Genomic DNA, 26,625 nt, shown 5'->3' with positions numbered 1-26,625 from the left:
GAAGGGGCCGGACTTGAGGGAAGCATTCATCGAGCCAGCGGGAGCGCGCCGCCGCGCCGCATCGTTGCCGCGGCCGTCCCGCGCAAATCGTCCAAGACGGTGCTCGCAATCCTTGCAAGCCGAAGGCACTGCGGCTAAAAAATGCCACTTTCATGCATCACGCGGCCGTGACATCCAGCGCGCCGTCGGCTTTGCGATATCTAAGCCCCAGGTCCCGGCCGGCGCCTGCTTCCGCGGGTACCCGGCCCCGGGATGATGAGGGCGGATGGGGGACACATGACCGTGTCTAGAAACGCGCCGGCGCCGCCTGGATCTTCCGGGCCGCAGCCACTTCGGCAGATCAACGAGAACCGGGCCCATCAACCCCGGTTGGAACAAGAATCCATACCCATGCTGCAACAAACGACGTCGTCCAACACACCGCGCGAACCGGAAGCGAAGCAAATCGATTACAACGATTCGATCCGTTCGACCTATTTCTCGATCGACGACCTCAGGGCATGCGGGGCCGAGCTTGCGTTGAACGGCGTTTCCTCCCTGCCGGGGTTCTTTCCCTTCGAGTTCCGCACCAGGCATCGGGAGAACGAAAAGGAAATCTTCCGCGTCTACCGGGCGACGGCGGCCGATGTCGAAGCCGGGGCCTCGATCACTCCGGCGGCCGAGTGGCTGCTCGACAACCACCACGTCGTCGAGGAAGCGATCCAGGAGGTCCGGCGCGACTTTCCGCGAAAATTCTACCGCCAATTGCCGACGCTGTCGGTCTCCGGAACGACCATACCGCGCACCATGGCGCTTGCCTGGCTCTTTGTGGCCCACACGCACAGCACAGTTTCGCGGGAGACCGTCACCGCGATGGTGGAAGGCTTCCAGGAGCATGAGACCTTAAAGATCGGCGAGTTGTGGGCACTGCCGTCGATCCTTCGCTTCGTGCTCATCGAAAACCTCAGACGCATCGCGATCCGCGTCGAACGCTCACGCGGCATGCGGCGGAAGGCGAACGAGGTGGCCGACCAGATCATCCGCCTCGGCGATCCGGATCGATGCCGGGCGCTGCTGGCGGACTCGGAAGCGCTCGCCGCCGACAATACCTTCATCGCCCAGCTTCTCTACCGCATGCGCGACGGGTCGCAGACCTCCGGCGCGGTCATCGCCTGGATCGAGGAGCGGCTGGAGCGCCGCGGCACCGACGTCGAGGAGGCGCTGGTTGCCGAGCAGAACCGCCTGTCGTCCGGCAATGCGACGATGAGCAACATCATTCGCGGCCTGCGCGAAATCGACGACACCGACTGGGCCGTCTGGTTCGAGAGCGTCAGCAAGATCGACGCGACGCTGCGCGAAGGCTCCGACTATTCGGCGCTCGATTTCGGCTCGCGCAACAAGTATCGCGACACGATCGAAAAGCTCGCCCGCCGGTCCGGCTACAGCGAGCACGAGGTCACCGAAACCGCGATCGAGATGGTCGAGGAGGCGAAGGCCGCCGCCGCCGTCGAGGCTCCGCTGCATGAGCCGAATGTCGGCGCTTTCCTAGTCGGCAAACGCCGCAAGGATCTGGAGAGGCGGATCGGCTATTCGCCGTCGGTGCTGCAGCGGATGATCCGCCTGGTGCGCAAGCTGGACTGGTTTGCGATCGCCGGGCCGAACATCCTCCTGACCATCCTGGCGATGATCGCCGTCTATGCCTTCGTCAGCCCGATGGACATTCCGAGCGGCGCCAAGCTGATCATGCTGCTGCTTTTCGCGCTCCCGGCCTCCGAGGGCGCGATGGGCCTGTTCAACACGCTCGTCACGCTCTTTGTCAGGCCGTCGCGGCTCGTCGGCTACGAATTTCTCGACGGCATACCCGAGGATGCCCGCACGCTGGTCGTGGTGCCGTGCCTGATCGCCAAGCGCGACCACGTCGACGAACTGGTGCGCAATCTCGAGGTCCACTATCTCGCCAACCCGCGCGGCGAGATCTATTTCGCGCTCTTGAGCGACTGGGCAGACAGCAAATTCGAGGAGACGCCCGCCGATTCGGATGTGCTCGAATATGCGAAGCGCGAGGTGGCGGCGCTCTCGGCCCGCTACGCCTATGACGGCAGGACCCGCTTCTTCCTGCTGCACCGCCGCCGGCTCTACAACGAGGCCGAAGGCGCCTGGATGGGCTGGGAGCGCAAGCGCGGCAAGCTGCACGAGCTCAACCTGCTGCTGCGCGGCGATCGCGACACCTCGTTCCTCCAGGGCGCCAACACCGTGCCGGAGGGCGTGCAATATGTCATGACGCTTGATTCCGACACGCGCCTGATGCGCGACGCGGTGACGAAGCTGGTCGGCAAGCTTTACCACCCGATCAACCGGCCGGTCGTGGATCCCCATGGCCAGAAGGTCGTCGCCGGCTACAGCCTGCTGCAGCCGCGCGTGACGCCGTCGCTGACGACGGGCAGCGAGGCCTCGGCCTTCCAGCGCATCTACTCGATCAACCGCGGCATCGATCCCTATATCTTCACCGTCTCCGACGTCTACCAGGACATCACCGATGAAGGCAGCTTCACCGGCAAGGGCCTCTACCACGTTGATGCCTTCGAAGCTGCGCTCAAGGGGCGCATCGAAGAAAATGCGGTGCTCAGCCACGACCTGCTCGAGGGCTCCTATGCGCGCTGCGCGCTGGTCACCGACATCGAGCTCGTGGAGGACTTTCCGACCCGCTACGAGGTGGAAATGTCGCGCCAGCACCGCTGGGCGCGCGGCGACTGGCAGCTCCTGCCTTACATCTTCAGCGTGGCGAACGGCCTCTCCATGCTCGGCCGCTGGAAGATGTACGACAACCTGCGCCGTTCGCTGATCCCCGTCGCCTGGCTCGCGGCCTCCGTCATGGGTTGGTACTACATGGAGCCGGCGGATGCGCTGATCTGGCAGATCGTGCTGATCTTCAGCCTGTTCGTCGCCCCGACGTTGTCGCTCATCAACGGCATCATGCCGCGCCGCAACGATATCGTCGCCCGCGCGCATATCCACACGGTGCTTTCCGACATCCGTGCCGCCAATGCCCAGGTCGCCCTGCGCATCGTCTTCATCGCCCACAATGCGGCGATGATGGCGGACGCGATCGTCCGCTCGCTCTACCGCACCTTCGTCAGCCGCAAGCTGATGCTCGAGTGGCGCACGGCCGCGCAGGTCCAGAGCGCCGGCCATGGCTCGATCGGCGACTATTTCCGCGCCATGTGGACGGCGCCGGCTCTCTCCCTCGTCTCGCTAGCGCTCGCCGCCATCTCCGACACCGGGCTGCCCTTCATCGGCATTCCCTTTGCCCTCGTCTGGGCGGCGTCGCCGGCGGTCGCATGGTTCGTCAGCCAGTCGGCGGAAACCGAAGACCAGCTCGTCGTCTCCGACGAGGCGATCGACGAGATGCGCAAGATCGCCAGGCGCACCTGGCGCTATTTCGAGACCTTCGTCACCGCCGAGCAGAACTTCCTGCCGCCGGACAATTTCCAGGAAACGCCGCAACCGGTGCTGGCGGAACGCACCTCGCCCACGAATATCGGCGTCTATCTTCTCTCGGTAATGTCGGCGCGCTCCTTCGGCTGGATCGGCTTCGAGGAGACGATCACCCGGCTCGAGCAGACCATTGCGACGATCGATCGCATGCCCAAATACCGCGGCCATCTGTTCAACTGGTACCGCACGCGGGGCCTCGAAACGATGGAGCCGCGCTATATCTCGTCGGTCGACAGCGGCAATCTCGCCGGTCACCTGATCTCGGTCTCGTCCATGTGCCGGGAATGGGCCGAGGCGCCCTCCGCCCATGTCCAGGGCAATCTCGACGGCATCGGCGACGTAGCGGCGATCCTTGCCGAGGTTCTGGCCGAATTGCCGGACGACCGCAAGACTGTCCGGCCCCTCAGGAAGCTGATCGAAGAGCGTATCGCCGGCTTTCAGAACGCGCTTGCCGCGGTCAAGCGGGAGCACGAATTCGCGTCGATCCGGGTCATCAACCTGGCGGTGCTTGCCCGCGACATGCACAAGCTGACCCTCAATCTCGACCACGAGGTCCGCAGCGCCCAGAGCGGCGAAGTGGCGAAGTGGGCGGGCTCGCTGGTGGCGACCTGCGAGGCGCACATCGCCGACGGCGTCTTCGATCTGGGTGCGATCGATTCGCTGCGCCAGCGCCTGCTGGTGCTGAAGGACCGGGCCCGCGACATCGCCTTCTCGATGGATTTCAGCTTCCTGTTCCGGCCGGAGCGGCGGCTGCTGTCGATCGGCTACCGGGTGAACGCCAACGAGCTCGACGAGGCCTGCTACGACCTCCTGGCTTCGGAAGCGCGGCTGACCAGCCTGTTTGCGATCGCCAAGGGGGATCTGCCGACCGAGCATTGGTACAAGCTCGGACGGCCGATCGTGCCGATCGGTGCGCGCGGCGCGCTCGTCTCCTGGTCCGGCTCGATGTTCGAATATCTGATGCCGCCGCTCGTCATGCAGGAGCGCCAGGGCGGCATCCTGAACCAGACGAACAATCTGGTGGTGCAGGAGCAGATCAACCATGGCCGGCGTCTCGGCACCCCGTGGGGAATCTCCGAGGCTGCGTTCAACGCGCGCGACCACGAACTGACCTACCAGTACACCAATTTCGGCGTGCCGACGCTTGGCCTCAAGCGCGGTCTCGGCCAGAACGCGGTGATCGCGCCCTATGCGTCGATTCTCGCCTGCATGTACGATCCGAAGTCGGCGCTCGCCAATCTCGCGCGCCTGCGCGAGGTCGGGGCGCTGGGTGCCTATGGCTACCATGATGCGGTGGATTTCACGCCAACGCGGGTGCCCGAAGGGCAGAAATGCGCCGTCGTGCGCAACTATTATGCCCACCACCATGGCATGTCGATCGCCGCGGTCGCGAACGTCGTCTTCAATGGACAGTTGCGCGAATGGTTCCACGCCGACCCGGTCATCGAGGCGGCGGAACTGCTGCTGCAGGAGAAGGCGCCGCGCGACATTCCGGTGATGGCGGCCAAGCGCGAGCCCGAATCGCTCGGCAAGGGCCAAGCCGACCTGCTTCGCCCGGAGGTCCGGGTCATCGAAGACCCGCTGTCGCAGGATCGGGAGACGGTTTTCCTGTCGAACGGCCACTATTCGATCATGCTGACGGCGAATGGCGCCGGCTATGCGCGCTGGAACGGCCAGGCGGTCACCCGCTGGAAACCGGATCCGGTAGAAGACAGGACGGGAACGTTCATCTTCCTGCGGGACACCGTGTCCAGCGAGTGGTGGTCGGCGACCGCCGAGCCGCGCCGCATCGAGGGCGAGAAGACGCTGACCCGCTTCGGCGACGACAAGGCCGAATTCGTAAAGACAGTCGGCGATCTGACGAGCGAAGTCGAATGCATCGTCGCCACCGAACACGATGCCGAAGGCCGCCGGGTGATTCTGCTCAATACGGGCACGGAAGACCGCTTCATCGAGGTCACCTCCTATGCCGAGCCGGTGCTTGCCTATGAAGACGCCGACAGCGCGCATCCGGCCTTCTCGAAAATGTTCATCCGCACCGAGATCAGCCGGCAGGGCGACGTCATCCGGGTGTCGCGCAACAAGCGCGGCCCCGGCGATCCCGATATCGAGGTCGCGCATCTCATCACCGACAATGCCGGCAGCGAGCGCCACACCCAGGCGGAAACCGACCGTCGCCGCTTCCTCGGCCAGGGCCGCACTTTGTCGGAGGCCGCTGCCTTCGACCCGGGCGTGAGCCTGTCGGGCACGGACGGCTATACGCTCGATCCGATCATGGCGCTCCGGCGCGTCGTCAGGGTTCCGGCCGGCAAGAAGGTCAGCGTCATCTTCTGGACGATCGCCGCCCCGGACCGCGAGGCGGTCGACCGGGCGATAGACCGCTATCGCCACCCGGAAACCTTCAATCACGAACTCATCCATGCCTGGACCCGCAGCCAGGTGCAGATGCGCCATGTCGGGATCAGCTCGAAGGAGGCGGCGAGCTTCCAGATGCTCGGCCGCTATCTCGTCTATCCGGACATGCATCTTCGCGCCGACTCGGCGAGCGTCAAGAGCGGCCTCGCCTCCCAGGCGGCGCTATGGCCGCTGGCGATCTCCGGCGACTTCCCGATCTTCTGCCTGAGGATCAACGACGACGGCGATCTCAACATCGCCCGCGAGGCGCTCCGCGCGCAGGAATATTTGCGGGCCCGCGGCATTACCGCCGATCTGGTGGTGATCAACGAGCGCGCCTCGTCCTATGCGCAGGACCTGCAGCACACGCTCGATTCGATGTGCGAGAACCTGAGGCTGCGCGGCCTGTCGGACGGCCCGCGCCAGCACATCTTCGCGGTGCGCCGCGACCTGATGGAGCCGGAGACATGGTCGACGCTGATCTCGGCTTCGCGTGCCGTCTTCCACGCCCGAAACGGCACGATCACCGACCAGATCGCCCGGGCCGCCGCCCTCTACGCAAAGCCTGCGGAAGAGGCGAAGGAGCGGCCGCAGATGCTGCTGCCGGTGAACCAGGATGGAGCCGGCGGACGGGAGGCGACCGTCTCCGGCGAGGATCTCGAGTTCTGGAACGGCTTCGGCGGCTTTGCCGACGACGGCCGCGAATATGTCGTGCGGCTGCGCGGCGGCGAAGCGACGCCTCACCCGTGGATCAACGTCATGTCCAACGAGGGCTTCGGCTTCCACGTCTCGGCCGAGGGGGCAAGCTTCTCCTGGAGCCGCAACTCGCGCGACTACCAGCTGACCCCCTGGACCAACGACGCCGTCGTCAACCGTCCGGGCGAGGCGATCTTCATCCGCGATATGTCCAGCGGTTCGGTGCTGACGCCCTATGCTTCGCTCTCGCGGCGCAAGTCGGCGATCTTCGAGGCGCGCCATGGCCTTGGCTATTCGCTCTTCAGGAGCAAGCAGGACGAGCTCGAGATCGAAGCGGCCCATACCGTGCACCGGTCGCTGCCGGCCAAGCTGGTCCGGCTGTCGATCGTGAACCGCGGTTCGGCGACCCGCAAGCTGCGCATCTACGGCTATGCCGAGTGGGTGCTCGGCAACAATCGCAGCCGCACCGCGCCTTTCGTGCTCAGCGAATGGCAGGCTGCTTCGAAGGCGCTTCTCGCGACTAATCCCTATAGCATCGATTATGCCGGACGGACGGCCTTCTTCGCCATCGACGGCGCGCCGGCGAGCTACACGGCGAGCCGCCGCGAGTTCCTCGGCCGGAGCGGCGCAATCCTTGCCGCGCAGGCCGTGCTGTCGGGGGCCGAGCTTTCCGGGGCGATGGAAGTGGACGGCGATCCCTGCGCCGCGCTTGCGACGGATCTCACCATCGAGCCGGGCGCCGAGCGGCAGATCACCTTCTTCCTCGGCGACGCCGACAGCAAAGACCAGGTGGACGGAATTCTCCAAGAATTGCGTGTCGGTTCCTTCGACGGAACGCTGGAGGCGTCGAAGGCCTTCTGGAGCGAGTTCACCGGCGTCGTGAAGGTGAAGACACCCGACCGGGCCTTCAACCACATGGTCAATCATTGGCTCCCCTACCAGAGCCTCGGCTGCCGGATCATGGCACGCTCGGCCTTTTACCAGGCGAGCGGCGCCTTCGGCTTCCGCGATCAATTGCAGGATACGCTCGCCTTCCTCACGCACCGGCCCGAACTGGCACGGGCGCAAGTGCTGAACGCCGCTTCCCGGCAGTTTGTCGAAGGCGACGTGCAGCATTGGTGGCTGCCGGGCTCCGGCGCCGGCGTCCGCACGATGATTTCCGACGACGTCGTCTGGCTCGCCTATGCGGTGGCGCACTATTGCACGGTCACCGGCACGAAGGACATTCTCGACGAGAAGCTGCCCTTCATTGTCGGGCCGGCGCTCGAGGAGGGACAGCACGACAGCTTCTACACGCCGGAAATCGCCGATGAGGTCGCCGACATTTACGAGCATTGCACCCGCGCTCTCGATCTCGCCATCAAGCGGACCGGGGCCAACGGCCTGCCGCTGATCCTCGGCGGCGACTGGAACGACGGCATGAACCGCGTCGGCGAGGCCGGCGAGGGCACGAGCGTCTGGCTCGGCTGGTTCCTGGCGGGCGCCTTGCGGGCCTTCCTGCCTCATGCGCGCGAACGCAAGGACGAAGCCCGCATCGCGCGCTGGGAGACGCATCTCGATATCGTCAAGCGGGCGCTCGACGAGGCCGGCTGGGACGGCGACTACTATCGCCGCGGCTATTATGACGACGGCACGCCGCTTGGCTCGGCGGAAAACAACGAATGCAGGATCGATTCGATCGCGCAATCGTGGAGCACGCTCTCGGGCGAGGGTGACGCGGAGCGTTCCAGGCGCGCCATGGACGCTGTGTTGGCGGAACTCGTCGATCCGGAAAAGCGCATCGTCCGGCTGTTCACGCCGCCGCTCGAAAAGACCAAGCAGGATCCGGGCTACATCAAGTCCTATCCGCCGGGCGTGCGCGAGAATGGCGGCCAGTATACCCATGCGGCCACCTGGGTCGTGCTGGCCTTCGCCACCCAGGGGCGGCCGGAGGAAGCCTGGCGGGCCTTCCAGATGCTGAACCCGATATCGCATGCGCGCAGTCGCGAAGACGCCGAGCATTACCGCGTCGAACCCTATGTGGTCGCCGCCGATATCTATGGCGAGGGCCCGATTGCCGGCCGCGGCGGCTGGACCTGGTATACGGGTTCGGCGGGCTGGCTCTACCGCGCCGGCCTCGAGGGCATCCTCGGCATTCGCCAGCGAGGCGACAGGCTGGCGATCCAGCCGGTCCTGCCCGAACAGTGGGACGGCTATTCCGCCGACGTCCGGCTGAACGGCGCCACGCACCGGATTTCCGTCAGCCGCGACAAAAAAACCGGTGGGGTGATCGTCAGCGTCAATAATAGTGTCACAAAAAACGCGCATGAAGGCATTTTGCTGTAAGCGCCGGAATTGAATCGGAGAGGAACCGGCTTTGTACCGAACGTGCGAGGCCGGTTTCTCTTTGCGCCAATTTTGGAGCGCGCCCTGACTTTCGGGCCGCGATTTCATCGACGCTGCCAAGCGCCCTTTGAGGGCGGCGGCGTCCGGTTTTCAACAAGGGGTGGGGCGGGGCGCCAAATCCCGGATAAGGACCGCATGCTGCAAAAGACTTCTTGGGGCGGCATAGACCGGATCGGAACCGCCCCGGTCACGACAGGGCGCGACACACGCCTCGACGTGTTTAGAGCGCTCTGCCTGTTGACGATCTTCATCAACCACGTTCCGGGCCAGTATCTCGAATACCTCACCCACAAGAACATCGGCTTTTCCGACTCGGCAGAGGCCTTCGTGCTGATTTCCGGCCTTTCGGTCGGCGTCGCCTATTGCGGCCGGTTCGTGGCGGGCGCGCGGTTGGCGCTGACCCTGAAGGTGTGGCGGCGGGCGCTGACGCTCTATGTCGCGCATATCATGACGAGCGTGGTGACGCTGGCAATCTTCGCCGGCGGCGCCCTCTATTTCGGCCGCCAGGATCTGATCGGCGAGATCAACATCCGCCCGATCGTCGATCAGGCCGAGCAGGGCATCGTCGCCATGGTGCTGCTCGGCCACCAGCTCGGCTACAACAACATCCTGTCGATGTATGCGGTGCTGTTCCTGATGCTGCCCGGCATGCTGTGGCTGAATGCCGTCAGCCCGCGATTGCTGTTCGGATTCTCGGCAACGCTTTGGCTGGCCGCCGGCTGCTTCAAGCTGGTGCCGTACAATTTCCTCGACGAGGGCTATTGGTTCCTCAATCCGTGGTCCTGGCAGTTCCTGTTCGTGATCGGGATCATCGCGATGACCCATGTGCGCCGCGGCGGCAGCCTGCCGCGCAGCTGGTGGCTGATCGCGCCTTCCGCAGCCTATCTGATGATATCGGCCGCCTGGGTGCTGTTTTCCTGGTGGAACATCGACCTTTCCTTCGGCCTGCCGGCAGTGCTCACCGGCTTCGACAAGACCTTCCTGTCGCTGACGCGGCTGCTGCACGTGCTGGCGCTTTCCTACCTTTTGGCGATCACTCCACTCGTCAGCCGCCTGACGCGGCTCGACACCAATCATCCGCTGGTGATGATCGGGCGCAATTCCCTGGCGGTTTTCATCTTCGGAACGATCCTCGCCATGGCGGGGCAGGTGCTGCTCTTCGTCACCGGCAAGAACCCGATCATCGGCTCCCTCTTCGTCGTCGCCGGTATCGGCCTGCACTTCGTCTATGCCTATTACCTCGACTGGCTGAAGGAGGTAGGGAGTACGAAGCCGCTGAGGGTGGCATAAGAGCGCACGGATTGGGTCGATTTGCATGAATTCGATGTGGCGTAAGATGCGTCCGAGGCCTCATCGATTAGCGGATGTGGAGGGCTCATTCCTTGAAAGTGCCCACAGCATAGACGCCGGCATCGGCGGCGATTTCGCAAAACGCAACTGCAATAGGCGAGATGATCAGGAGCGCGGCGCTTCAAGGCGCGCGGCTGATCAGCTTCTGCGAAGGCGCGCTGTCGGGCTACGGGAAGGCGCAAATAGGAAGTCCTGATCATTGGCGGGACTTCGATTGGGATCGACAGGAAACCGCGCTTCGGGGTATGGCCGAAGTCTGCAGGCAATTCCGCATCTTTGCTGTCGTCGGTGCTGCGCATCGGCTCTGCGGAACCTACCCGCCGCACAACGGCCTCTACGTGTTCGCGGACGATGGGAAGCTGCTGACGAGATACGATAAGAGATCTCTGCGAGCTTGACGGCTGGTATACGCTAGGACTGCAGCCGGTCACGTTCGAGGTCGATGGTTATCGTTCGGCTGCGCGGTGTGCATCGAGTCGCAATTTCCGGAGATATTCGCCGAGTACGAGCGTCTTGGTGTCGATGCGGTTCTATTTTCCTCCTATGGCAGTTCCCCACATTTCCAAATCGCGCTGCAGGCGTATGCGGGGCTGAACTGCGTCTGGATAGCGGCCGTGACGCCAGCACAGGCTGCCCATGAGGGGGCCGGTGGGATGATCGGCACCGATGGGAGGTGGATCAGTCGAGGCTCGGACGCACTTGAGCCGAGCCTCGCGGTAGCAATGCTCGATCGGGCAGATCCAGCTTATGAAATCGCGCTTCAAAGAGCGCGCCCCTGGCATGCCAAGGCAAGGCAGGGAGACATTTACCGGGAAAAGATGGTGGACGACCCGAGAAGCCTAGACAGGAGCGTCTATTAACCTCGCGCGGACGAGAAGCACATGCGCCTTCCGCGGCCATCGCATTGCCCCAAAAGGAAATGCCCCGAAACGGGTCCGGGGCATTCGTTTGTTCGCAGGCAAGATGGGCGTCACGCCGCCGTGAGGCTCTTGCGGACATCCTCGTCCGTCAGGATACCGCTTGCCCTGAGCAGCGCCGCGAAGCGGCCGTTGCTCTGGCTGAGTTCGCTGAAGCCGCCCATTTCGACGATCCGGCCTTGATCCATGAAGATTACCAGGTCGGCCTCGCGCACCGTCGACAGGCGGTGGGCGATGATGAAGGTGGTGCGGTCCTTGCGCAGCGCATCGATCGCCTCCTTGACGCGCGCCTCGGTTTCCACGTCGAGCGCGCTGGTCGCCTCGTCGAGCACCAGGATCGGCGCGTTCTTGAGGATGGCGCGGGCAATGGCGATCCGCTGGCGTTCGCCGCCGGAGAGCCGGTTGCCGCGCTCGCCGACCATCGTGTCGTAGCCGTTGAGGCGGCCTTCGATGAAGTCGCTCGCGGCGGCAGCCTCGGCGGCGGCCATCACTTCTTCCAGCGAAGCATCCTCGCGGCCGAGGCGGATGTTGTCGCCGATCGAGCGGTTCATCAGGCCGGCGTCCTGGAAGACGGTGGCGATCGAACGGCGCAGCGACTTGCGCGTCACCGTCGAGATATCGACGCCGTCGATCAGGATCTGGCCGTGCTTCGGCTCATGGACCCGCTGCAGCAGGTTGACGAGCGTTGTCTTGCCAGCACCGGTCGGGCCGACGATCGCGACCGTCTGGCCGGCCTTGGCCGTGAACGAGACGTTGCGCACGCCCTGAGCGGAGTTGGCGAAGTCGAAGGAGATGTCGCGGAACTCGACTTCGCCGACGACGCGGGTGAGTTCCTGGGCGCCGGCCGGTTCATCGCGTTCGCGGACCGAATCTTCGAGCTTGTAGAAGTCCTCGAGCTTGGCGCGCGCCTCGAAGATCTGCGTCACGAAGGCCTTCATCTGGTCGAGACGGCCGATCAGCAGGTTGGCGAAGCCGATGAAGGCGATGACCTCGCCGACGCCCAGTTCGCCGCGCTGCACCAGGACGGTGCCGATCACGAGGATCGCCATCATCGAGATGGTCGAGGCGACGCGGTGGAGTGCGCTCGCCAGTGCCCACCAGTCAAGCACCGGGAACTGCGCGGAGAGGAGCCGCTCGGTGAACTTCTTGAGTTCCCGCGTTTCCGCTTCGATACGGTTGTAGCTGTGAACCACGGAAACGTTGCTGATCGAGTCGGAGACGTGAGAGAAGACCGTATGATAATGGTTCTCGACCGAAGCCTGGCCATCCTTCGTGCGCTTCATCACGGCCTTGCTGATCAGCACATAGGCGGCGCCGAGCACGACGAGGACCATCGACAGGCGGAAGTCCATGGCGAAGGCGGTCGGCACCAGCAGTACGAGCGCCACCGCGGTCGCAAGGTGCTGGCGCATGAATTCGAGCCACAGGCCGAAGAGGGTCTCGCAGGCACGCAGCAGCGTGTGCAGCGCATTGGAGGTGCCGCGCTGGCTATGCCAGGAGAGCGGCATGGAGACGATTCGGCCGAAGGCTTCCGTCAGCAGCGTCGCCCGGCGGCCATGCGCAAGGCGGTCGGCCCCGCGGGAGACGAGCACGAAGGCGATCGTGTTGAAGACGCCGAAGCCGGCCCACATAAGCAGCATCGGCGCGACGTCTTTCTGCGTGGAGATCGCGTCGATGATACGGCCGAAGAGGATGGGTTCGGCGATCGTGATGACAGCCAGGACGATATTGGCGATGACGATCGCCCCGACACGAAATTTGTGGACAGCAAGATACTGAAGCGCTCTTGCATACACCTGGAATAAAGACACTGTCTCACCCCTTCTGGGCATCGGATTTTCTGCCGCAACAGTCCTGCGGCACTGCGTTGCGCCCTTGCCGATCAGCGCAGGATTGCCCTGGTAGACCGACAAAGCCGCGCGAGACGGCCCTTGAGAAAAACCTGCGGAAAACGCGGAGCGGGCAAATCAGACGGCTTGATCATCCGGTCCAAGGGAGGAATTGGTGGACGATCCATCGTTCGCAATCTCTTGCCACGACTCCGATTTTTTGCAGGTTTCGTACAGGACCGGGCGTGATAAGAAGAATTATCGCGGTTGCAACATGAATGGCTTCTGAACGGCGTGTTCATAGAAGAATTCGCAAGCGCTCGCTGTCCGTTCCGACCACAGGGTGTTCCATGAATATAACGTTGCTCGTACAGTTTCTGGCGCTTCTGGAGGAGATGAAGACGCGCGAGGAAATCCTGCCCGAGTTCGAACGGCTGCTCGACCGCTGCGGCTTCGATTTTTACGGCGTCGTGCGCCAGCCCAAGCCGCACGAGAACCCGCTGCGGTTGCTGCTCGCCGGCCGATGGCCGGAGGGTTGGCCGCAGATCTACATCCGCAAGAAATATGTCGTCATCGACCCGACGATCCGCTATCTCGGCCACGCCCAGCGCGGCTTCCGCTGGCGCGACACGCTCGTCGCCTTCCGCTCCGACCCGCACCGCAAACGCATGGAAAGCATGATGGTCGAGGCCCGCAATCACGGGCTTTTCGACGGCTACATCTTTCCCGTGCACGGCCGGCGCGGGTTGATGGGCAACCTGACCGTCGGCGGCCGGGTGGTCGATCTGAGCCCGGTGGAACTGAGCCTTTTCGACGCGATCGCCAAGCGGCTGTTCTGGAAACTGCTCGAGCTGACCGATCCGGAGATCATGGCGGAGCTCGTCTCGCGCGTCGAGGTGCAGATGACGCGGCGCGAAATGGAGGCGCTGAACTATCTCGCCGACGGCATGACCTCCAACGACATCGGCAAGGTGCTCGACATTTCGAGCCACACGGTCGACTGGTACATGAACGGCATCCAGGAAAAGCTGAAGGCGAAGAACCGCCATCACGCGGTTGCCATCGCCTTCCGGCTGGGGCTGATCTCCTAGCTTCTCAAGTAAAAATCGCCGCCCCAGACTCCTTCTGGAACTGTCCGTACGATCCGAAGCTCCGCCATGACCCAATGGGTTAGGCTTCGTGTCGCATCTGAAATTGCACTTCATTCCTTGACTCGCTAATAGTTCTTTTCGCGGGTGCAGCATTCCGCGTTTCCAAGTCTATGAGGAGTCCGACTTGTCCATTTCGAAGATCCTTGTTGCCAACCGTTCCGAAATCGCCATCCGCGTCTTCCGCGCGGCCAATGAGCTGGGGCTTAAAACGGTCGCGATATGGGCTGAGGAGGACAAGCTGGCACTGCACCGTTTCAAGGCGGACGAGAGCTATCAGGTCGGACGCGGCCCGCATCTTGCCCGCGACCTCGGGCCGATCGAGAGTTATCTGTCGATCGACGAGGTGATCCGCGTCGCCAAGCTGTCGGGCGCCGACGCCATCCATCCGGGCTATGGGCTCTTGTCGGAAAGCCCGGAATTCGCCGAGGCCTGTGCCGCAAACGGCATCACCTTCATCGGACCGAAGCCGGAGACGATGCGCCAGCTCGGCAACAAGGTGGCGGCCCGCAACCTGGCGATCTCGATCGGCGTGCCAGTCGTGCCGGCGACCGAGCCGTTGCCCGACGATCCCGACGAGATCAAGCGGCTGGCCGAGGAGATCGGCTATCCGGTGATGCTGAAGGCCTCATGGGGCGGCGGCGGCCGCGGCATGCGGGCGATCCGCGACCCCAAGGACCTGATCCGCGAGGTGACCGAGGCCAAGCGCGAGGCCAAGGCCGCGTTCGGCAAGGACGAGGTCTATCTGGAAAAGCTGGTCGAGCGGGCCCGCCACGTCGAAAGCCAGATTCTCGGCGATACGCACGGCAATGTTGTGCATCTGTTCGAGCGCGACTGCTCGATCCAACGGCGCAACCAGAAGGTCGTCGAGCGCGCCCCGGCCCCCTACTTGAGCGAGGCCCAGCGCCAGGAACTCGCTGATTACTCGCTGAAGATCGCCGAGGCGACGAACTATATCGGCGCCGGCACGGTCGAGTATCTGATGGATGCCGACACCGGCAAATTCTACTTCATCGAGGTCAATCCGCGCATCCAGGTCGAGCACACGGTGACCGAGGTCGTCACCGGCATCGATATCGTCAAGGCGCAGATCCACATCCTCGACGGCTTTGCCATCGGCACGCCGGAATCGGGCGTGCCGAAGCAGCAAGACATCCGCCTCAACGGCCATGCGCTGCAGTGCCGCATCACCACGGAAGATCCGGAGCAGAACTTCATCCCGGACTATGGCCGCATCACCGCGTATCGCGGCGCCACCGGCTTCGGCATCCGCCTGGACGGCGGTACCGCCTATTCCGGCGCGGTGATCACCCGCTACTACGATCCGCTTTTGGAAAAGGTCACCGCCTGGGCGCCGAAGCCGGACGAGGCGATCCAGCGGATGAACCGGGCGCTCCGCGAATTCCGCATCCGCGGCGTCGCCACCAACCTGACCTTCCTGGAAGCCATCATCGGCCACCCGAAGTTCAAGGACAACAGCTACACGACGCGCTTCATCGACACGACGCCGGAGCTGTTCCAGCAGGTGAAGCGCCAGGATCGCGCCACCAAGCTTTTGACCTACCTCGCCGACGTCACCGTCAACGGCCATCCGGAGGCGAAGGGCCGGCCGAAGCCGAACGACGATATCGCCGCCCCGGTCGTGCCGTTCATCAATGGCGATGCGAAGCCCGGCACCAAGCAGAAGCTCGACGCGCTCGGGCCGAAGAAATTCGCCGAATGGGTGAAGGCGCAGCCGCAGGTGCTGCTGACGGACACGACCATGCGCGACGGCCATCAGTCGCTCTTGGCGACGCGCATGCGCACCTATGACATCGCCCGGATCGCCGGCACTTATGCAAGGGCGCTGCCGAACCTGTTTTCGCTCGAATGCTGGGGCGGCGCCACCTTCGACGTGTCGATGCGCTTTCTGACCGAGGACCCGTGGGAGCGGCTGGCGATGGTGCGCGAGGGCGCGCCGAACCTGCTCCTGCAGATGCTGCTGCGCGGCGCCAACGGCGTCGGCTACAAGAACTATCCGGACAATGTCGTCAAATACTTCGTTCGCCAGGCGGCCAAGGGCGGCATCGACGTGTTCCGCGTCTTTGACTGCCTGAACTGGGTCGACAACATGCGCGTCTCGATGGATGCGGTCGCCGAGGAGAACAAGATCTGCGAGGCGGCGATCTGCTACACCGGCGACATTTTGAATTCCGCCCGGCCAAAATACGACCTCAAATACTATACCGATCTCGCGGCGGAGCTGGAGAAGGCCGGCGCCCATATCATCGCCGTCAAGGACATGGCCGGTCTCCTGAAGCCGGCCGCCGCCCGGGTGCTGTTCAAGGCACTGAAGGACGCGACCGACCTGCCGATCCACTTCCACACGCACGACACGTCCGGCATCGCCGCCGCGACGGTGCTGGCGGCGGTCGAGTCCGGCGCCGATATCGTCGACGCGGCGATGGATGCGCTTTCCGGCAACACCTCGCAGCCCTGCCTCGGCTCGATCGTCGAGGCGCTGTCGGGCTCCGAGCGCGACCCCGGGCTGAACCCGGAGTGGATCCGCCGCATCTCGTTCTACTGGGAAGCGGTGCGCCACCAATATGCGGCCTTCGAGAGCGACCTCAAGGGGCCGGCCTCTGAAGTCTACCTGCACGAAATGCCCGGCGGCCAGTTCACCAATTTGAAGGAACAGGCCCGCTCGCTCGGCCTCGAGACCCGCTGGCACGAGGTGGCGCAGGCCTATGCCGACGCCAACCAGATGTTCGGCGACATCGTCAAGGTGACGCCGTCCTCGAAGGTGGTCGGTGACATGGCGCTGATGATGGTCTCCCAGGACCTGACGGTTGCCGACGTCGAGAACCCGGCGAAGGACATCGCCTTCCCGGATTCGGTCGTGTCGATGCTGAAGGGCGACCTCGGTCAGCCGCCGGGCGGCTGGCCGGAGGCGCTGCAGAAGAAGGCGCTGAAGGGCGAGGCGCCCTATACGGCGGTGCCGGGTTCGCTGCTGCCGCCGGCCGATCTCGACGCGGAACGCAAGACGATCGAGGAGAAGCTCGGCCGCAGCGTCGATGACTTCGAGTTCGCTTCCTACCTGATGTATCCGAAGGTCTTCACCGACTATACGCAGGCCTGCGAGACCTATGGTCCGGTCAGCGTGCTGCCGACGCCCGCCTATTTCTACGGCATGGCGCCGGGCGAGGAGCTCTTCGCCGATATCGAGAAGGGCAAGACGCTGGTCATCCTCAACCAGGCGCAGGGCGAGATTGACGAGAAGGGCATGGTAAAGATGTTCTTCGAACTGAACGGCCAGCCGCGCTCGATCAAGGTGCCGGACCGCAACCGTGGCGCTTCCGCCGCCATCCGCCGCAAGGCCGAAGCCGGCAACGCCGCCCATCTCGGCGCGCCGATGCCGGGCGTCATCTCGACCGTCGCGGTTCACCCCGGCCAGCCGGTCAAGGCCGGCGACGTGCTGCTCTCCATCGAGGCGATGAAGATGGAGACGGCGCTGCACGCCGAGAAGGATGGCGTCGTTGCCGAGGTGCTGGTCCGGGCCGGCGATCAGATCGATGCCAAGGATCTGCTGGTGGTGTTTGGCTGATAGGGGCAACCCTTCAATACAAACGGCCGGAGTGATCCGGCCGTTTGTATTTGCTGTAAGGCGAAGGTGGCAACGGTCTGCAGCGGAGCCCAGCTTCCCCCGTCGTCATCCTCGGGCTTGACCCGAGGATCCATGCACGAGCTGCAACCTTCACGGAGCGGTCCACACGCAGGACCCTTGCGACTGGGTTCGGAACGCGATGGACCGGATGCTTGCGTGTGGATCCTCGGGTCAAGCCCGAGGATGACGATGGAGAGGGGAGATGCCCTCCCTGCTAAGCGTGCGCGCAGCCGTGCCATGGGAAAGCCGTCGTCACGGCGAACATTCTCTCAGATATCATAGCTCATCGGCGCACTGAGCGAGGCGATGAACCTTTTCGTGCGCTCCCGCTCTGGCGTCGAAAAAATCTTGCGCGGCGGGCCGCTTTCGACGACGACGCCGGCGTCGAGGAAGACGACGTGATCGGCGACGCGGGAGGCGAGGCGGAGGTCGTGGGTGGCCATGATCATCGTCGTGCCTTCGCGCGCGAGGCGGCTGAGCACCTCCACCACTTCTTCCGCCAATTCCGGGTCGAGCGCAGAGGTCGGCTCGTCGCAGAGGAGAACGCGCGGCGAGGGGGCGAGCGCCCGGGCGATTGCCACGCGCTGCTGCTGGCCGCCGGAGAGCGTCGCCGGCCAGGCATCGGCCTTGTGGGCCATGCCGACCTTTTCGAGGAGTTCGAGCGCCCGGGTGCGGGCCCGGTCGGCCGGCCATTTGAGAACGGTGACGAGGCCTTCCATGACGTTGCCGAGGGCGGTCTGGTGCGGGAAGAGCTGGAAGTTCTGGAACACCATGCCGGTCTGCCGGCGCAGCCGCTGGATCGCCTGCCAGCCGACCTTGCGGCCGGGGGCGAAGTCAAGCCGCTCGTCGCCGAGGCGGATTGCGCCGCTGGTCGGGATTTCCAACAGGTTGACGCAGCGCAGAAGCGTGCTCTTGCCGCCGCCGGAGGGGCCTACCAAGGCTGTGACGGTTCCTTCCGCCAGGCTGACGCTGATGTCGTTCAGGACCGCGTTGGTGCCGAAGCGCTTTACGATGTGCGTGAGCTCGATCATGCGCGCGCCTCCAGGAAACCGCCATAGCGGGCGAAGCGTTTCTCCAGCCTCACCTGGAGAGCGGAAAGCACGGAACTCATCACAAGATAGATCAGCGCTGCCTCGATATAGAGGATCAGGGGTTCATAGGTCGTGGCGACGATGCGCTGCGCCGTCTGGAAGAGCTCCGGTACGGTGATCGCCGCGGCGAGCGAGGTGTCCTTGACCAGCGATATGAAGGTGTTCGACAGCGGCGGCACGGCAACGCGGCCCGCCTGCGGCAGGATTGTCCGGCGCATCGCCTGGCTCCAGCTCATCCCGATCGAATAGGCGGCTTCCCATTGCCCGCGCGGCACGGAGGAGATCACCGCACGAATGATCTCGGACGTGTAGGCGCCGATGTTCAGCGTGAAGCCGATCAGCGCCGCCGGAAAGGCGTCGAGCAATATGCCGAGGCTCGGCAGGCCGTAGAAGATGACGAAAAGCTGAACGAGCAGCGGCGTGCCGCGGATTACCCAGACATAGAAGCGCGCCACGGCGACGAGGGGCGCCGGTGCGAACAGCCTGACGATGGCGGTGACGAGGCCCAGCAGCAGCCCGAGAACGAAGGAGAGCAGGGTCAGCGGCACCGTGAAGATCAAGCCGGCCCAAAGCAGGGTCGGCAGCGATTCCGCCATGAGGTTCAGCCAGTTGGGCAAGGGGAAGCCTTTCAAGACGCGCGGATCCGCTCCGGGGCCGGAACGGATCGTAACTCATAGGGCGAGATCAGGAAAAGTGGGAAGCGCCTTTCCGCTCGCCGGCGCTACTTGGACACGTTAGCGCCGAAATATTTCTGCGAGATTTTCTCGTAGGTGCCGTCGGCCTTGATTTCGTTGAGCGCCTTGTTGATGGCTTCGAGCAGCTCCGGTTCGCCCTTGCGGATGATGATGCCCGAATAGTCGGCATCGGCCTGCTCGGCAGCGACCTTCACGGGGGCGTCCGGCTTTTGCTTCTTGAAGTCGAGGAAGGACAGGCTGTCGTTGATGGTCGCGTCGGCGCGGCCGGTCAAGACGAGCTGGATCGACTGGTCGAAGCCGTCGGTGCCGACGAGCTCGGCGCCCGAGGCTTGCGCAAGCTTGCCGAAGTTGCTGGTCAGCGATTGGGCCGACTTCTTGCCCTTCAAGTCGGGGAAGTCCTTGATCTCCTCGTTGTCGGCCTTGACGATCAGCACCGCCTTGGAAGCGATATAGGGCTCGGAAAAGTCGTATTTCTTCTTGCGTTCCTCGGTAATGCCGACCTGATTGATGACGGTGTCGTAGCGGTTGGCGTCGAGGCCGGCGATCAGGCCGTCCCACTTGCCTTCGAGGAACTCGGCCTTGACGCCGAGGCGCTCGGCGACCGCCTGGCCGATCTCGACGTCAAAGCCAACGAGCGTGCCGTTCGCATCATGATAGGTGAAGGGGGCATAGGTGCCCTCGGTGCCGATCTTCAGCACGCCGGCCGATTTGATGTCGTCGAGATTCGACCCTGCCTCGGCCGGCGCAAAGGCGGCAAGTTGCAGCAGGGCGGCAGCGAAAAGTGTCGGAAGGAGCTTCATTGTCTTGTTTCCATCTTTGTTGTTCTCCGGCCCGTCATCCGGATTGCGGGCGAGACTCGCACAAAATCCAGGCCGCCAGAGCGCATAAAAGACCAATCCCCAGCCGGTTCGGTAGAATATTTTCTCAAGCGAACCGTCCGCCGCCGGAACGGACCCCATTAGAACCTTCAGGCGGCGTGCCTGTTCCCAATGATCCAAGGTTGAAACTGCACGGCAAGACTGGTACTCACGTTCAAAGCGATTCATGCACGTTTTTGCACGATTAGGAAAATGGCGATCGAACTGCTGCTCCGCGAAAGAAAATCCCTGATCCGGGAGCGCCTGAGAACCAATGGCCGCGTTCTGGCGGCGGATCTCGCGCGCGAACTCAACGTTTCCGACGACACGATTCGGCGCGACTTGCGCGAAATGGCCGCGGCTGGTCTTTGCGAGCGCGTCTATGGCGGCGCCCTGCCGATCGCTCCGGACGCAGGCTCGTTAAGCGAGCGAGCGGCGCTCGCTTCGGAACGCAAGGCGGTGCTGGCGCGGGCATCGGTCGGCTTCATAGAGCGCGGCATGACCGTGTTTGTCGATGCGGGCTCGACCAATCTGGCGATCGCCCGGGTGATCGCCCCGGACCTCACGGCGACGATCGTCACCAACACGCCGCTGATCGCCTCCGCCTTGATGGAAAAGCCGGGGCTCGACCTTATCCTGATCGGCGGACCCCTCGACCGTGCGGTCGGCGCGGCGGTCGGGGCGAGGGCACAACGTGACGCCGCGTTGCTGCGGCCCGATCTCTGCCTTCTCGGGACATGCGGTGCCGACGCCGAGGCGGGGCTGACGGCCTTCCATTTCGAGGATGCGGAATTCAAGCGGCTGATCGCCTCGCGCAGCCGCTCGGTGCTTGCCGCCATCACGACGGACAAGCTCGGCACGGCCGCGCCGCATGCCGTGGTCGGTATCGACGCCGGTTCGACTCTCATCCTCGAGGCGGATGCACCGGAAGCCGAGATCGCCGCATTCACCGCGCGAGGGGCACGTGTCGTTCTTGCGGGCGAGCGCGCCGGATGAGCATCGCGGCACAGCCCGAACGGCAAACGTATCAGAATCAGTTTGAGCCGGCTTGTCCGGCAGCGGAAAGTTAACAATGGATCAGCGCACAGACACCGCCCCGAAGGTCGCAGTCCGACAGGGCTACATGTCGAAGAACCGGCTCGCCGTCTCCCTCCTGTTCCTGATGAACGGCTTCGTCACCGGCAGCTGGGCCCCGAAGATCCCCGAATTCAAGGATCGGCTCGGGATCGGCGAGAGTGTGCTCGGCCTCCTTATCCTCGTGTTCGGCATCGGCTCGCTGGTGCTGATGCCGATCGCCGGTGGCTACATTGCTCGCATCGGCTCGCAGAAGGTGGCCAAGGCCACGGCGATCATCCTCTCGCCCCTGCTGCTCGTGCTGACGCTGGTGCCGAACGTCTGGGCGGCGGCGCTCGGCATGTTCCTGCTCGGCGGCTTCGTCGGCGCCATGGACGTGGCGATGAATGCCAATGCCGTCGAGGTCGAGAAATCGATGCGCCGCGCCATCATGTCCTCCTGCCACGCCTATTGGAGCCTCGGCGGTCTGATCGGCGCCGGCATCGGCGGCTTCCTGATGGCCCGCGTCGGCGTCCTGCCGCATGCGATCGTGGTGACTTGCCTCTGCGCCGCGATCCTTGCTGCTGCCTGGCCGATGATCCTTGCAGATCAGCCGCATCCCGCGGCCGCCAAGGAGAAGCTCAGACTGCCGAGGACGCCGCTGCCGTGGCTTGTCGGCCTGATGGCGCTGTTCTCCATGGTGCCGGAAGGGGCTGTGCTCGACTGGGGCGCCCTCTATCTCCGCAATGAACTCGGCGCCTCGGTCGAGCTATCGGGCTTCGGCTTTGCCGCCTTCTCGGCGACGATGGCGGCGATGCGTTTTGCAGGCGACCATGTGCGCGATCGCTTCGGGGCGACGACGACGCTGCGCGTCTGCACCGTCACTGCGCTGGTGGGAATGGTTCTGGCGGGGCTTGCGCCGAATGCGGCCTTAGCGGTTCTCGGTTTTGCCATCGCCGGCATCGGCATTTCCAACATGGTGCCGATCGCCTTTTCGGCCGGCGGCAACATGCCCGGCCTGCAGCCGGGCATCGGCCTCGCCGTCGCGACCACCATGGGCTATTCCGGCATGCTGTTCGCGCCGTCGCTGATCGGCTTCATTGCCGAGCACAGCGGTTTCGCGGTGATCTTCGCATCGCTCCCCGTTCTCTTCGTCGTCGTGCTTCTCCTGTCGCACCACGCCGTTCATGCGGATCAAGGCGGGGAGCATTAGATCGCCGTTGCACGGAACGCGGCTGGCACAGGCGACTGCCCCTCAACCGGCCTGCCGGCCACGTTCTCCCCGCAGGCGAGGCGAAGGTGACTCGCGGCTTGTTCCGAACTCCCTCGTCCGCTCGGCGTATGCTGTCGGCCGTGCTCTGCGGCGAAAGGGGAGCGAGGCTTGCGGCAGACCCCTTCTCCCCGCCTGCGGGGAGAAGGTCGCGGCAGCGGGATGAGGGGCGCTTCCCGCGCCGTCGGTCGCCGCCATCAATTCGCCGTCAGCGCATGATGTTGCCGTTGACAAGTACGCTTTCCTTCGCCACCTGAATGACGAAAGCCGGAGCGGTTTCCGTATCACGCTCCGCCCGCGGGATCCAAAAAGAGGCCTTCATGTCTTCTGCCTTCGATTTCGAGCCAAAGCCGCGCCGTGCCTCGGTCGCCGTCGATGTCGGCGGCGTCATCGTCGGCGGTGCCGCGCCGGTCGTCGTCCAGTCGATGACGAATACGGATACGGCCGATATTGACGCGACGGTCGCGCAGGTGGCGGCTCTTCACAAAGCGGGCTCGGAACTGGTGCGCATCACCGTCGACCGCGACGACAGTGCGGCCGCCGTGCCGAAGATCCGCGAGAGGCTGCTGCGGCTCGGCATGGACGTGCCGCTCGTCGGCGACTTCCACTATATCGGCCACAAGCTCCTGGCCGACCATCCGGCCTGCGCCGAGGCGCTTGCCAAATACCGCATCAATCCGGGCAATGTCGGCTTCAAGGACAAGAAGGACAAGCAGTTCGCCGAGATCATCGAGATGGCGATCCGCTACGACAAGCCGGTGCGCATCGGGGTGAACTGGGGCTCTCTCGACCAGGAACTGCTGACGCGGCTGATGGACGAGAACCAGGCCGCGGGCTCGCCGCTGACGGCGCAAGAGGTGACGCGCGAAACGATCGTGCAGTCGGCGCTGCTCTCGGCGGAATTGGCGGAAGAGCTCGGCCTGCCGCGCAACCGCATCATCCTTTCCGCCAAGGTTTCCGGCGTTCAGGACCTGATCGCCGTCTATGCGATGCTTGCCGCCCGCTCCGACCATGCGCTGCATCTCGGGCTTACCGAGGCCGGCATGGGCACCAAGGGCATCGTCGCCTCCTCGGCCTCGCTCGGCATCCTGATGCAGCAGGGGATCGGCGACACGATCCGCATCTCGCTCACCCCCGAGCCCGGCGGCGACCGCACCCGCGAGGTACAGGTGGCGCAGGAGCTCCTGCAGGTGATGGGCTTCCGCCAGTTCATTCCCGTCGTCGCCGCCTGTCCCGGCTGCGGCCGCACCACCTCCACCGTCTTCCAGGAACTTGCCCAGAAGATCCAGGAGGACATCCGCGCCAGCATGCCAGTCTGGCGCGAGAAGTATCCGGGCGTCGAGGCGCTGAAGGTCGCCGTCATGGGCTGCATCGTCAATGGCCCCGGCGAGAGCAAGCATGCCGATATCGGCATTTCGCTGCCCGGCACCGGCGAGATGCCGGCCGCACCGGTCTTCATCGACGGCCAGAAGGCGATGACCTTGCGCGGCCCGAAGATCGCCGAGGACTTCCAGCTTCTCGTTGCCGACTATATCGAGAAACGCTTCGGCCACGGCCAGGCGGCGGCGGAGTAGCGCCGTTATCTGCCCCTCATCCGGCCTGCCGGCCACCTTCTCCCCGCAAGCGGGGCGAAGGGGACTTGCGGTGACGCTTCAACCCCCTCGCGCCGTTTGCGGGGGAGGGCTGGTCCTCGGGTTTAACCCGGGTTAAATCCGAGGAGAGGGGCGGCCGCACTCGCTCGAGACAGGCCGCGGCCTCAGAGAACCTCGTCGAGCGCCGCGACCAGTCTTGCGCATTCCTCGTCGGTGCCGATGGTGATCCGCAGGAAGTCCGCGATTCGCGGCTTGGCGAAATGGCGGACGATGACGGCGCGTTCGCGCAGCTTCGCGGCCAGCGTCTGTCCTTCATGGTCCGGATGACGGGCGAAGACGAAATTCGCCTGCGACGGCAGGACCTCGAAGCCGCGCCTTTCCAACTCATTGGTCAACCTCGCGCGCGCCGCGATGATCTTGCCGCGGGTTGCCTCGAACCATGCGTCGTCCTTGATCGCAGCCGTCGCACCGGCCTGGGCGGCGCGGCCAAGCGGGTAGGAATTGAAGCTGTCCTTTACGCGCTCGAGCGCCTCGATCAGCGCGCGCTGGCCGATGGCGAAACCGACACGCAGGCCGGCCAGGGCCCGCGACTTGGAAAAGGTCTGCACGACCAGCAGGTTGTCGTATTTCGGCACGAGGGCGATCGCCGATTCGCCGCCGAAGTCGATATAGGCCTCGTCGATCACCACCGGCTGGTCGGGGTGCTCCGCCACCAGTCTTTCGATCTCGGCAAGCGGTAGGCCGATGCCGGTCGGCGCGTTGGGATTGGGAAGGATGATCGCGCCTGAGGCGCGGCGATAGTCGGCAATGTCGATGCGGAAGGCCGCATTGAGCGGCACTTCAATCGCTTCGATGCCGAAGAGCCCCGCATAGGTCGGATAGAAGCTGTAGGAAATGTCCGGATAGAGCAGCGGCTCGTCGTGCTTCAGCAGTGCGGCGAAGGCGTGCGCCAGCACCTCGTCGGACCCGTTGCCGACGAAGACCTCGCCGGCCGAGACGCCATAGCGTGCGGCGATCGCCTCCCTCAGGCCCAGTGCGACCGGATCCGGATAGAGCCGGAGATCGGCGCTTGCCGCCGTCCGGATCGCCTCGAGCGCCTGCTCCGAGGGCCCGTAGGGGCTCTCATTGGTGTTGAGCTTGACGAGGTTTGCGATGCGCGGCTGCTCGCCCGGAACATAGGGCTTCAGCGTCGAAACGATCGGCGACCAGAATTTGCTCATTCTAGTTCAGTTCCTCCGGTTCGCGATGAAACGGGCGGTTTCGACGAGAACGGCCGAACGGCTGCCGTAGGGCGCCAGCAGTTCTTCCGCCTCGACCACCAGTCTTTCAAGCTCTCGTTCGGCCCAGGACTGGCCGTGTAGGGCGACGAGCGTGCCCTTGCCGCGGGCGGCGTCCTTGCCGGTGGCCTTGCCCATGGCCTCGGCGTCGGCGGTGAGGTCGAGAAGGTCGTCGGCAAGCTGGAAGGCAAGGCCGATCTTCTCACCGAAGGCGCGCAGGCTTCTGCGATCCTCGGCCGCGGCGTCGGCAATGATCGCCCCCGCCTCGCAGGCGAAACGGAGGAGGGCGCCGGTCTTCATCGCCTGCAGCGTGACGATCCCCGCCTCGTCGGGGGCATCCTTCTCGGCGGCGAGGTCGAGCGCCTGGCCGCCCGCCATACCGCCATGGCCGGCGGCGCGCGCCAACGCAAGCACAAGCGCCGTCTTCTGGCGGTCGGCAAGCGGCGTTTCCGGTGCCGCGATGATGTCGAAGGCAAAGGTCAGGAGACTGTCGCCGGCAAGGATCGCCGTTGCTTCGTCGAAGGCAATGTGCACGGTCGGCTGACCGCGCCTCATATCGTCGTCGTCCATCGGCGGCAGATCGTCATGGACGAGCGAATAGCAATGCACGCATTCGAGCGCCGCACCGATTTTGATCGCTGCCTCGGCGCTGCCGCCGAGAAGGGCGGTGCTTTCGGTGACGAGGAACGGGCGCAGCCGCTTGCCGCCGTTGAGCACGCCGTGGCGCATGGCCTCGAGCAGCCGTGGCGGGCGGGCAATTTCGTCCGTCTGGGCGGCAGGTCCGAGGAGTCCGGAAAGCTGGCTCTCCACCGCCAGCGCCGCGGCCTTGAGGCGCTGCGCAAAAAATGTTGTCTCGTCTTGCATGAGAGGCTCTTTGGCACGGGGAAGAGCGGCTTTCAACGGACTTTGTAGTCGCAGTTCGCGCGTTTTGTTCGGGATGAGTGCACAGCCGCC

General features: G+C 64.5%; 14 protein-coding genes. 8 read left to right on the top strand and 6 right to left on the bottom strand.

What is annotated here, in order from left to right; genetic code table 11:
- The first annotated feature begins 276 nt into the window (after positions 1-276).
- The 3 genes from ndvB (at position 277) to CO664_RS31240 (ending at position 10,697) form a co-directional block, all read left to right on the top strand.
- The gene (gene ndvB, locus CO664_RS19145; protein WP_097539625.1) at positions 277-8,889 is read left to right on the top strand and encodes a cyclic beta-(1,2)-glucan synthase; all 8,613 of its coding nucleotides are present in this window, start codon (positions 277-279) and stop codon (positions 8,887-8,889) included.
- 195 nt (positions 8,890-9,084) lie between these two features.
- A complete protein-coding gene (opgC, locus tag CO664_RS19140) occupies positions 9,085-10,239 on the top strand; it encodes an OpgC domain-containing protein (RefSeq protein ID WP_097526076.1) in 1,155 nt (384 codons plus the stop codon).
- A gap of 131 nt (positions 10,240-10,370) precedes the next feature.
- Positions 10,371-10,697 (top strand): nitrilase-related carbon-nitrogen hydrolase, encoded by a 327-nt coding sequence (locus tag CO664_RS31240; RefSeq protein ID WP_272938897.1) that lies wholly within the window; start codon positions 10,371-10,373, stop codon positions 10,695-10,697.
- Between the two features lie 572 nt (positions 10,698-11,269).
- Here the strand turns inward: CO664_RS31240 and CO664_RS19130 are convergent.
- Entirely contained in the window at positions 11,270-13,027 is a 1,758-nt protein-coding gene (locus CO664_RS19130) for a glucan ABC transporter ATP-binding protein/ permease (RefSeq protein WP_097539624.1), read from the bottom strand.
- Between the two features lie 368 nt (positions 13,028-13,395).
- Between CO664_RS19130 and CO664_RS19125 the strand changes: the two genes are divergently transcribed.
- Together CO664_RS19125 and pyc are read left to right on the top strand one after the other, a co-directional pair.
- Positions 13,396-14,136 carry an autoinducer binding domain-containing protein gene (locus tag CO664_RS19125; protein ID WP_037390409.1) on the top strand — a complete coding sequence of 247 codons (741 nt, stop codon included), beginning with the start codon at positions 13,396-13,398 and terminating at the stop codon, positions 14,134-14,136.
- Positions 14,137-14,320: 184 nt separating this feature from the next.
- Complete coding sequence (pyc, locus tag CO664_RS19120) at positions 14,321-17,776, top strand: pyruvate carboxylase (protein WP_097539623.1); 3,456 nt, start codon at positions 14,321-14,323, stop codon at positions 17,774-17,776.
- Between the two features lie 329 nt (positions 17,777-18,105).
- Here the strand turns inward: pyc and CO664_RS19115 are convergent, their stop codons facing one another.
- The 3 genes from CO664_RS19115 to CO664_RS19105 form a co-directional block, all read right to left on the bottom strand.
- Positions 18,106-18,867 (bottom strand): amino acid ABC transporter ATP-binding protein, encoded by a 762-nt coding sequence (locus CO664_RS19115; RefSeq protein ID WP_037418262.1) that lies wholly within the window; start codon positions 18,865-18,867, stop codon positions 18,106-18,108.
- On the bottom strand, positions 18,864-19,544 hold the full coding sequence (locus tag CO664_RS19110; protein WP_097526078.1) for an ABC transporter permease subunit: 681 nt from the start codon (positions 19,542-19,544) through the stop codon (positions 18,864-18,866). Before CO664_RS19110 ends, CO664_RS19115 begins: the two co-directional genes overlap by 4 nt.
- 104 nt (positions 19,545-19,648) lie before the next feature.
- Positions 19,649-20,422, bottom strand: coding sequence for an amino acid ABC transporter substrate-binding protein (locus CO664_RS19105; RefSeq protein ID WP_097539683.1), 774 nt, complete (start codon positions 20,420-20,422; stop codon positions 19,649-19,651).
- Positions 20,423-20,692: 270 nt separating this feature from the next.
- Between CO664_RS19105 and CO664_RS19100 the strand changes: the two genes are divergently transcribed.
- The 3 genes from CO664_RS19100 (at position 20,693) to ispG (ending at position 24,376) form a co-directional block, all read left to right on the top strand.
- Positions 20,693-21,475, top strand: coding sequence for a DeoR/GlpR family DNA-binding transcription regulator (locus tag CO664_RS19100; protein ID WP_097539622.1), 783 nt, complete (start codon positions 20,693-20,695; stop codon positions 21,473-21,475).
- A gap of 76 nt (positions 21,476-21,551) precedes the next feature.
- Positions 21,552-22,745, top strand: a complete 1,194-nt coding sequence (locus CO664_RS19095; protein ID WP_176536622.1) for an MFS transporter — start codon at positions 21,552-21,554, stop codon at positions 22,743-22,745.
- A 377-nt stretch (positions 22,746-23,122) separates the two neighbouring features.
- Positions 23,123-24,376, top strand: a complete 1,254-nt coding sequence (ispG, locus tag CO664_RS19090) for a flavodoxin-dependent (E)-4-hydroxy-3-methylbut-2-enyl-diphosphate synthase (RefSeq protein WP_037418251.1) — start codon at positions 23,123-23,125, stop codon at positions 24,374-24,376.
- 182 nt (positions 24,377-24,558) lie between these two features.
- Here the strand turns inward: ispG and hisC are convergent, their stop codons facing one another.
- Both hisC and CO664_RS19080 read right to left on the bottom strand, forming a co-directional pair.
- The gene (hisC, locus tag CO664_RS19085; RefSeq protein WP_097539620.1) at positions 24,559-25,614 is read right to left on the bottom strand and encodes a histidinol-phosphate transaminase; all 1,056 of its coding nucleotides are present in this window, start codon (positions 25,612-25,614) and stop codon (positions 24,559-24,561) included.
- A gap of 6 nt (positions 25,615-25,620) precedes the next feature.
- A complete protein-coding gene (locus tag CO664_RS19080; RefSeq protein WP_097539619.1) occupies positions 25,621-26,535 on the bottom strand; it encodes a polyprenyl synthetase family protein in 915 nt (304 codons plus the stop codon).
- Positions 26,536-26,625: the final 90 nt, after the last annotated feature.

This window comes from Sinorhizobium sp. NG07B, from assembly GCF_002532005.1.
Taxonomy (GTDB): Bacteria; Pseudomonadota; Alphaproteobacteria; order Rhizobiales; family Rhizobiaceae; genus Sinorhizobium; species Sinorhizobium fredii_C.
This window is presented reverse-complemented; position numbering and strand designations above follow the sequence as displayed.

Coding starts and splice junctions, on each gene's coding strand:
- hisC (WP_097539620.1), bottom strand. CDS start 25,614: ATGAGCAAATTCTGGTCGCCGATCGTTTCGACGCTGAAGCCCTATGTT.
- opgC (WP_097526076.1), top strand. CDS start 9,085: ATGCTGCAAAAGACTTCTTGGGGCGGCATAGACCGGATCGGAACCGCC.
- CO664_RS19115 (WP_037418262.1), bottom strand. CDS start 18,867: ATGATCGAGCTCACGCACATCGTAAAGCGCTTCGGCACCAACGCGGTC.
- ndvB (WP_097539625.1), top strand. CDS start 277: ATGACCGTGTCTAGAAACGCGCCGGCGCCGCCTGGATCTTCCGGGCCG.
- CO664_RS19125 (WP_037390409.1), top strand. CDS start 13,396: ATGAATATAACGTTGCTCGTACAGTTTCTGGCGCTTCTGGAGGAGATG.
- CO664_RS19095 (WP_176536622.1), top strand. CDS start 21,552: ATGGATCAGCGCACAGACACCGCCCCGAAGGTCGCAGTCCGACAGGGC.
- ispG (WP_037418251.1), top strand. CDS start 23,123: ATGTCTTCTGCCTTCGATTTCGAGCCAAAGCCGCGCCGTGCCTCGGTC.
- CO664_RS19080 (WP_097539619.1), bottom strand. CDS start 26,535: ATGCAAGACGAGACAACATTTTTTGCGCAGCGCCTCAAGGCCGCGGCG.
- CO664_RS19100 (WP_097539622.1), top strand. CDS start 20,693: ATGGCGATCGAACTGCTGCTCCGCGAAAGAAAATCCCTGATCCGGGAG.
- CO664_RS19105 (WP_097539683.1), bottom strand. CDS start 20,422: ATGAAGCTCCTTCCGACACTTTTCGCTGCCGCCCTGCTGCAACTTGCC.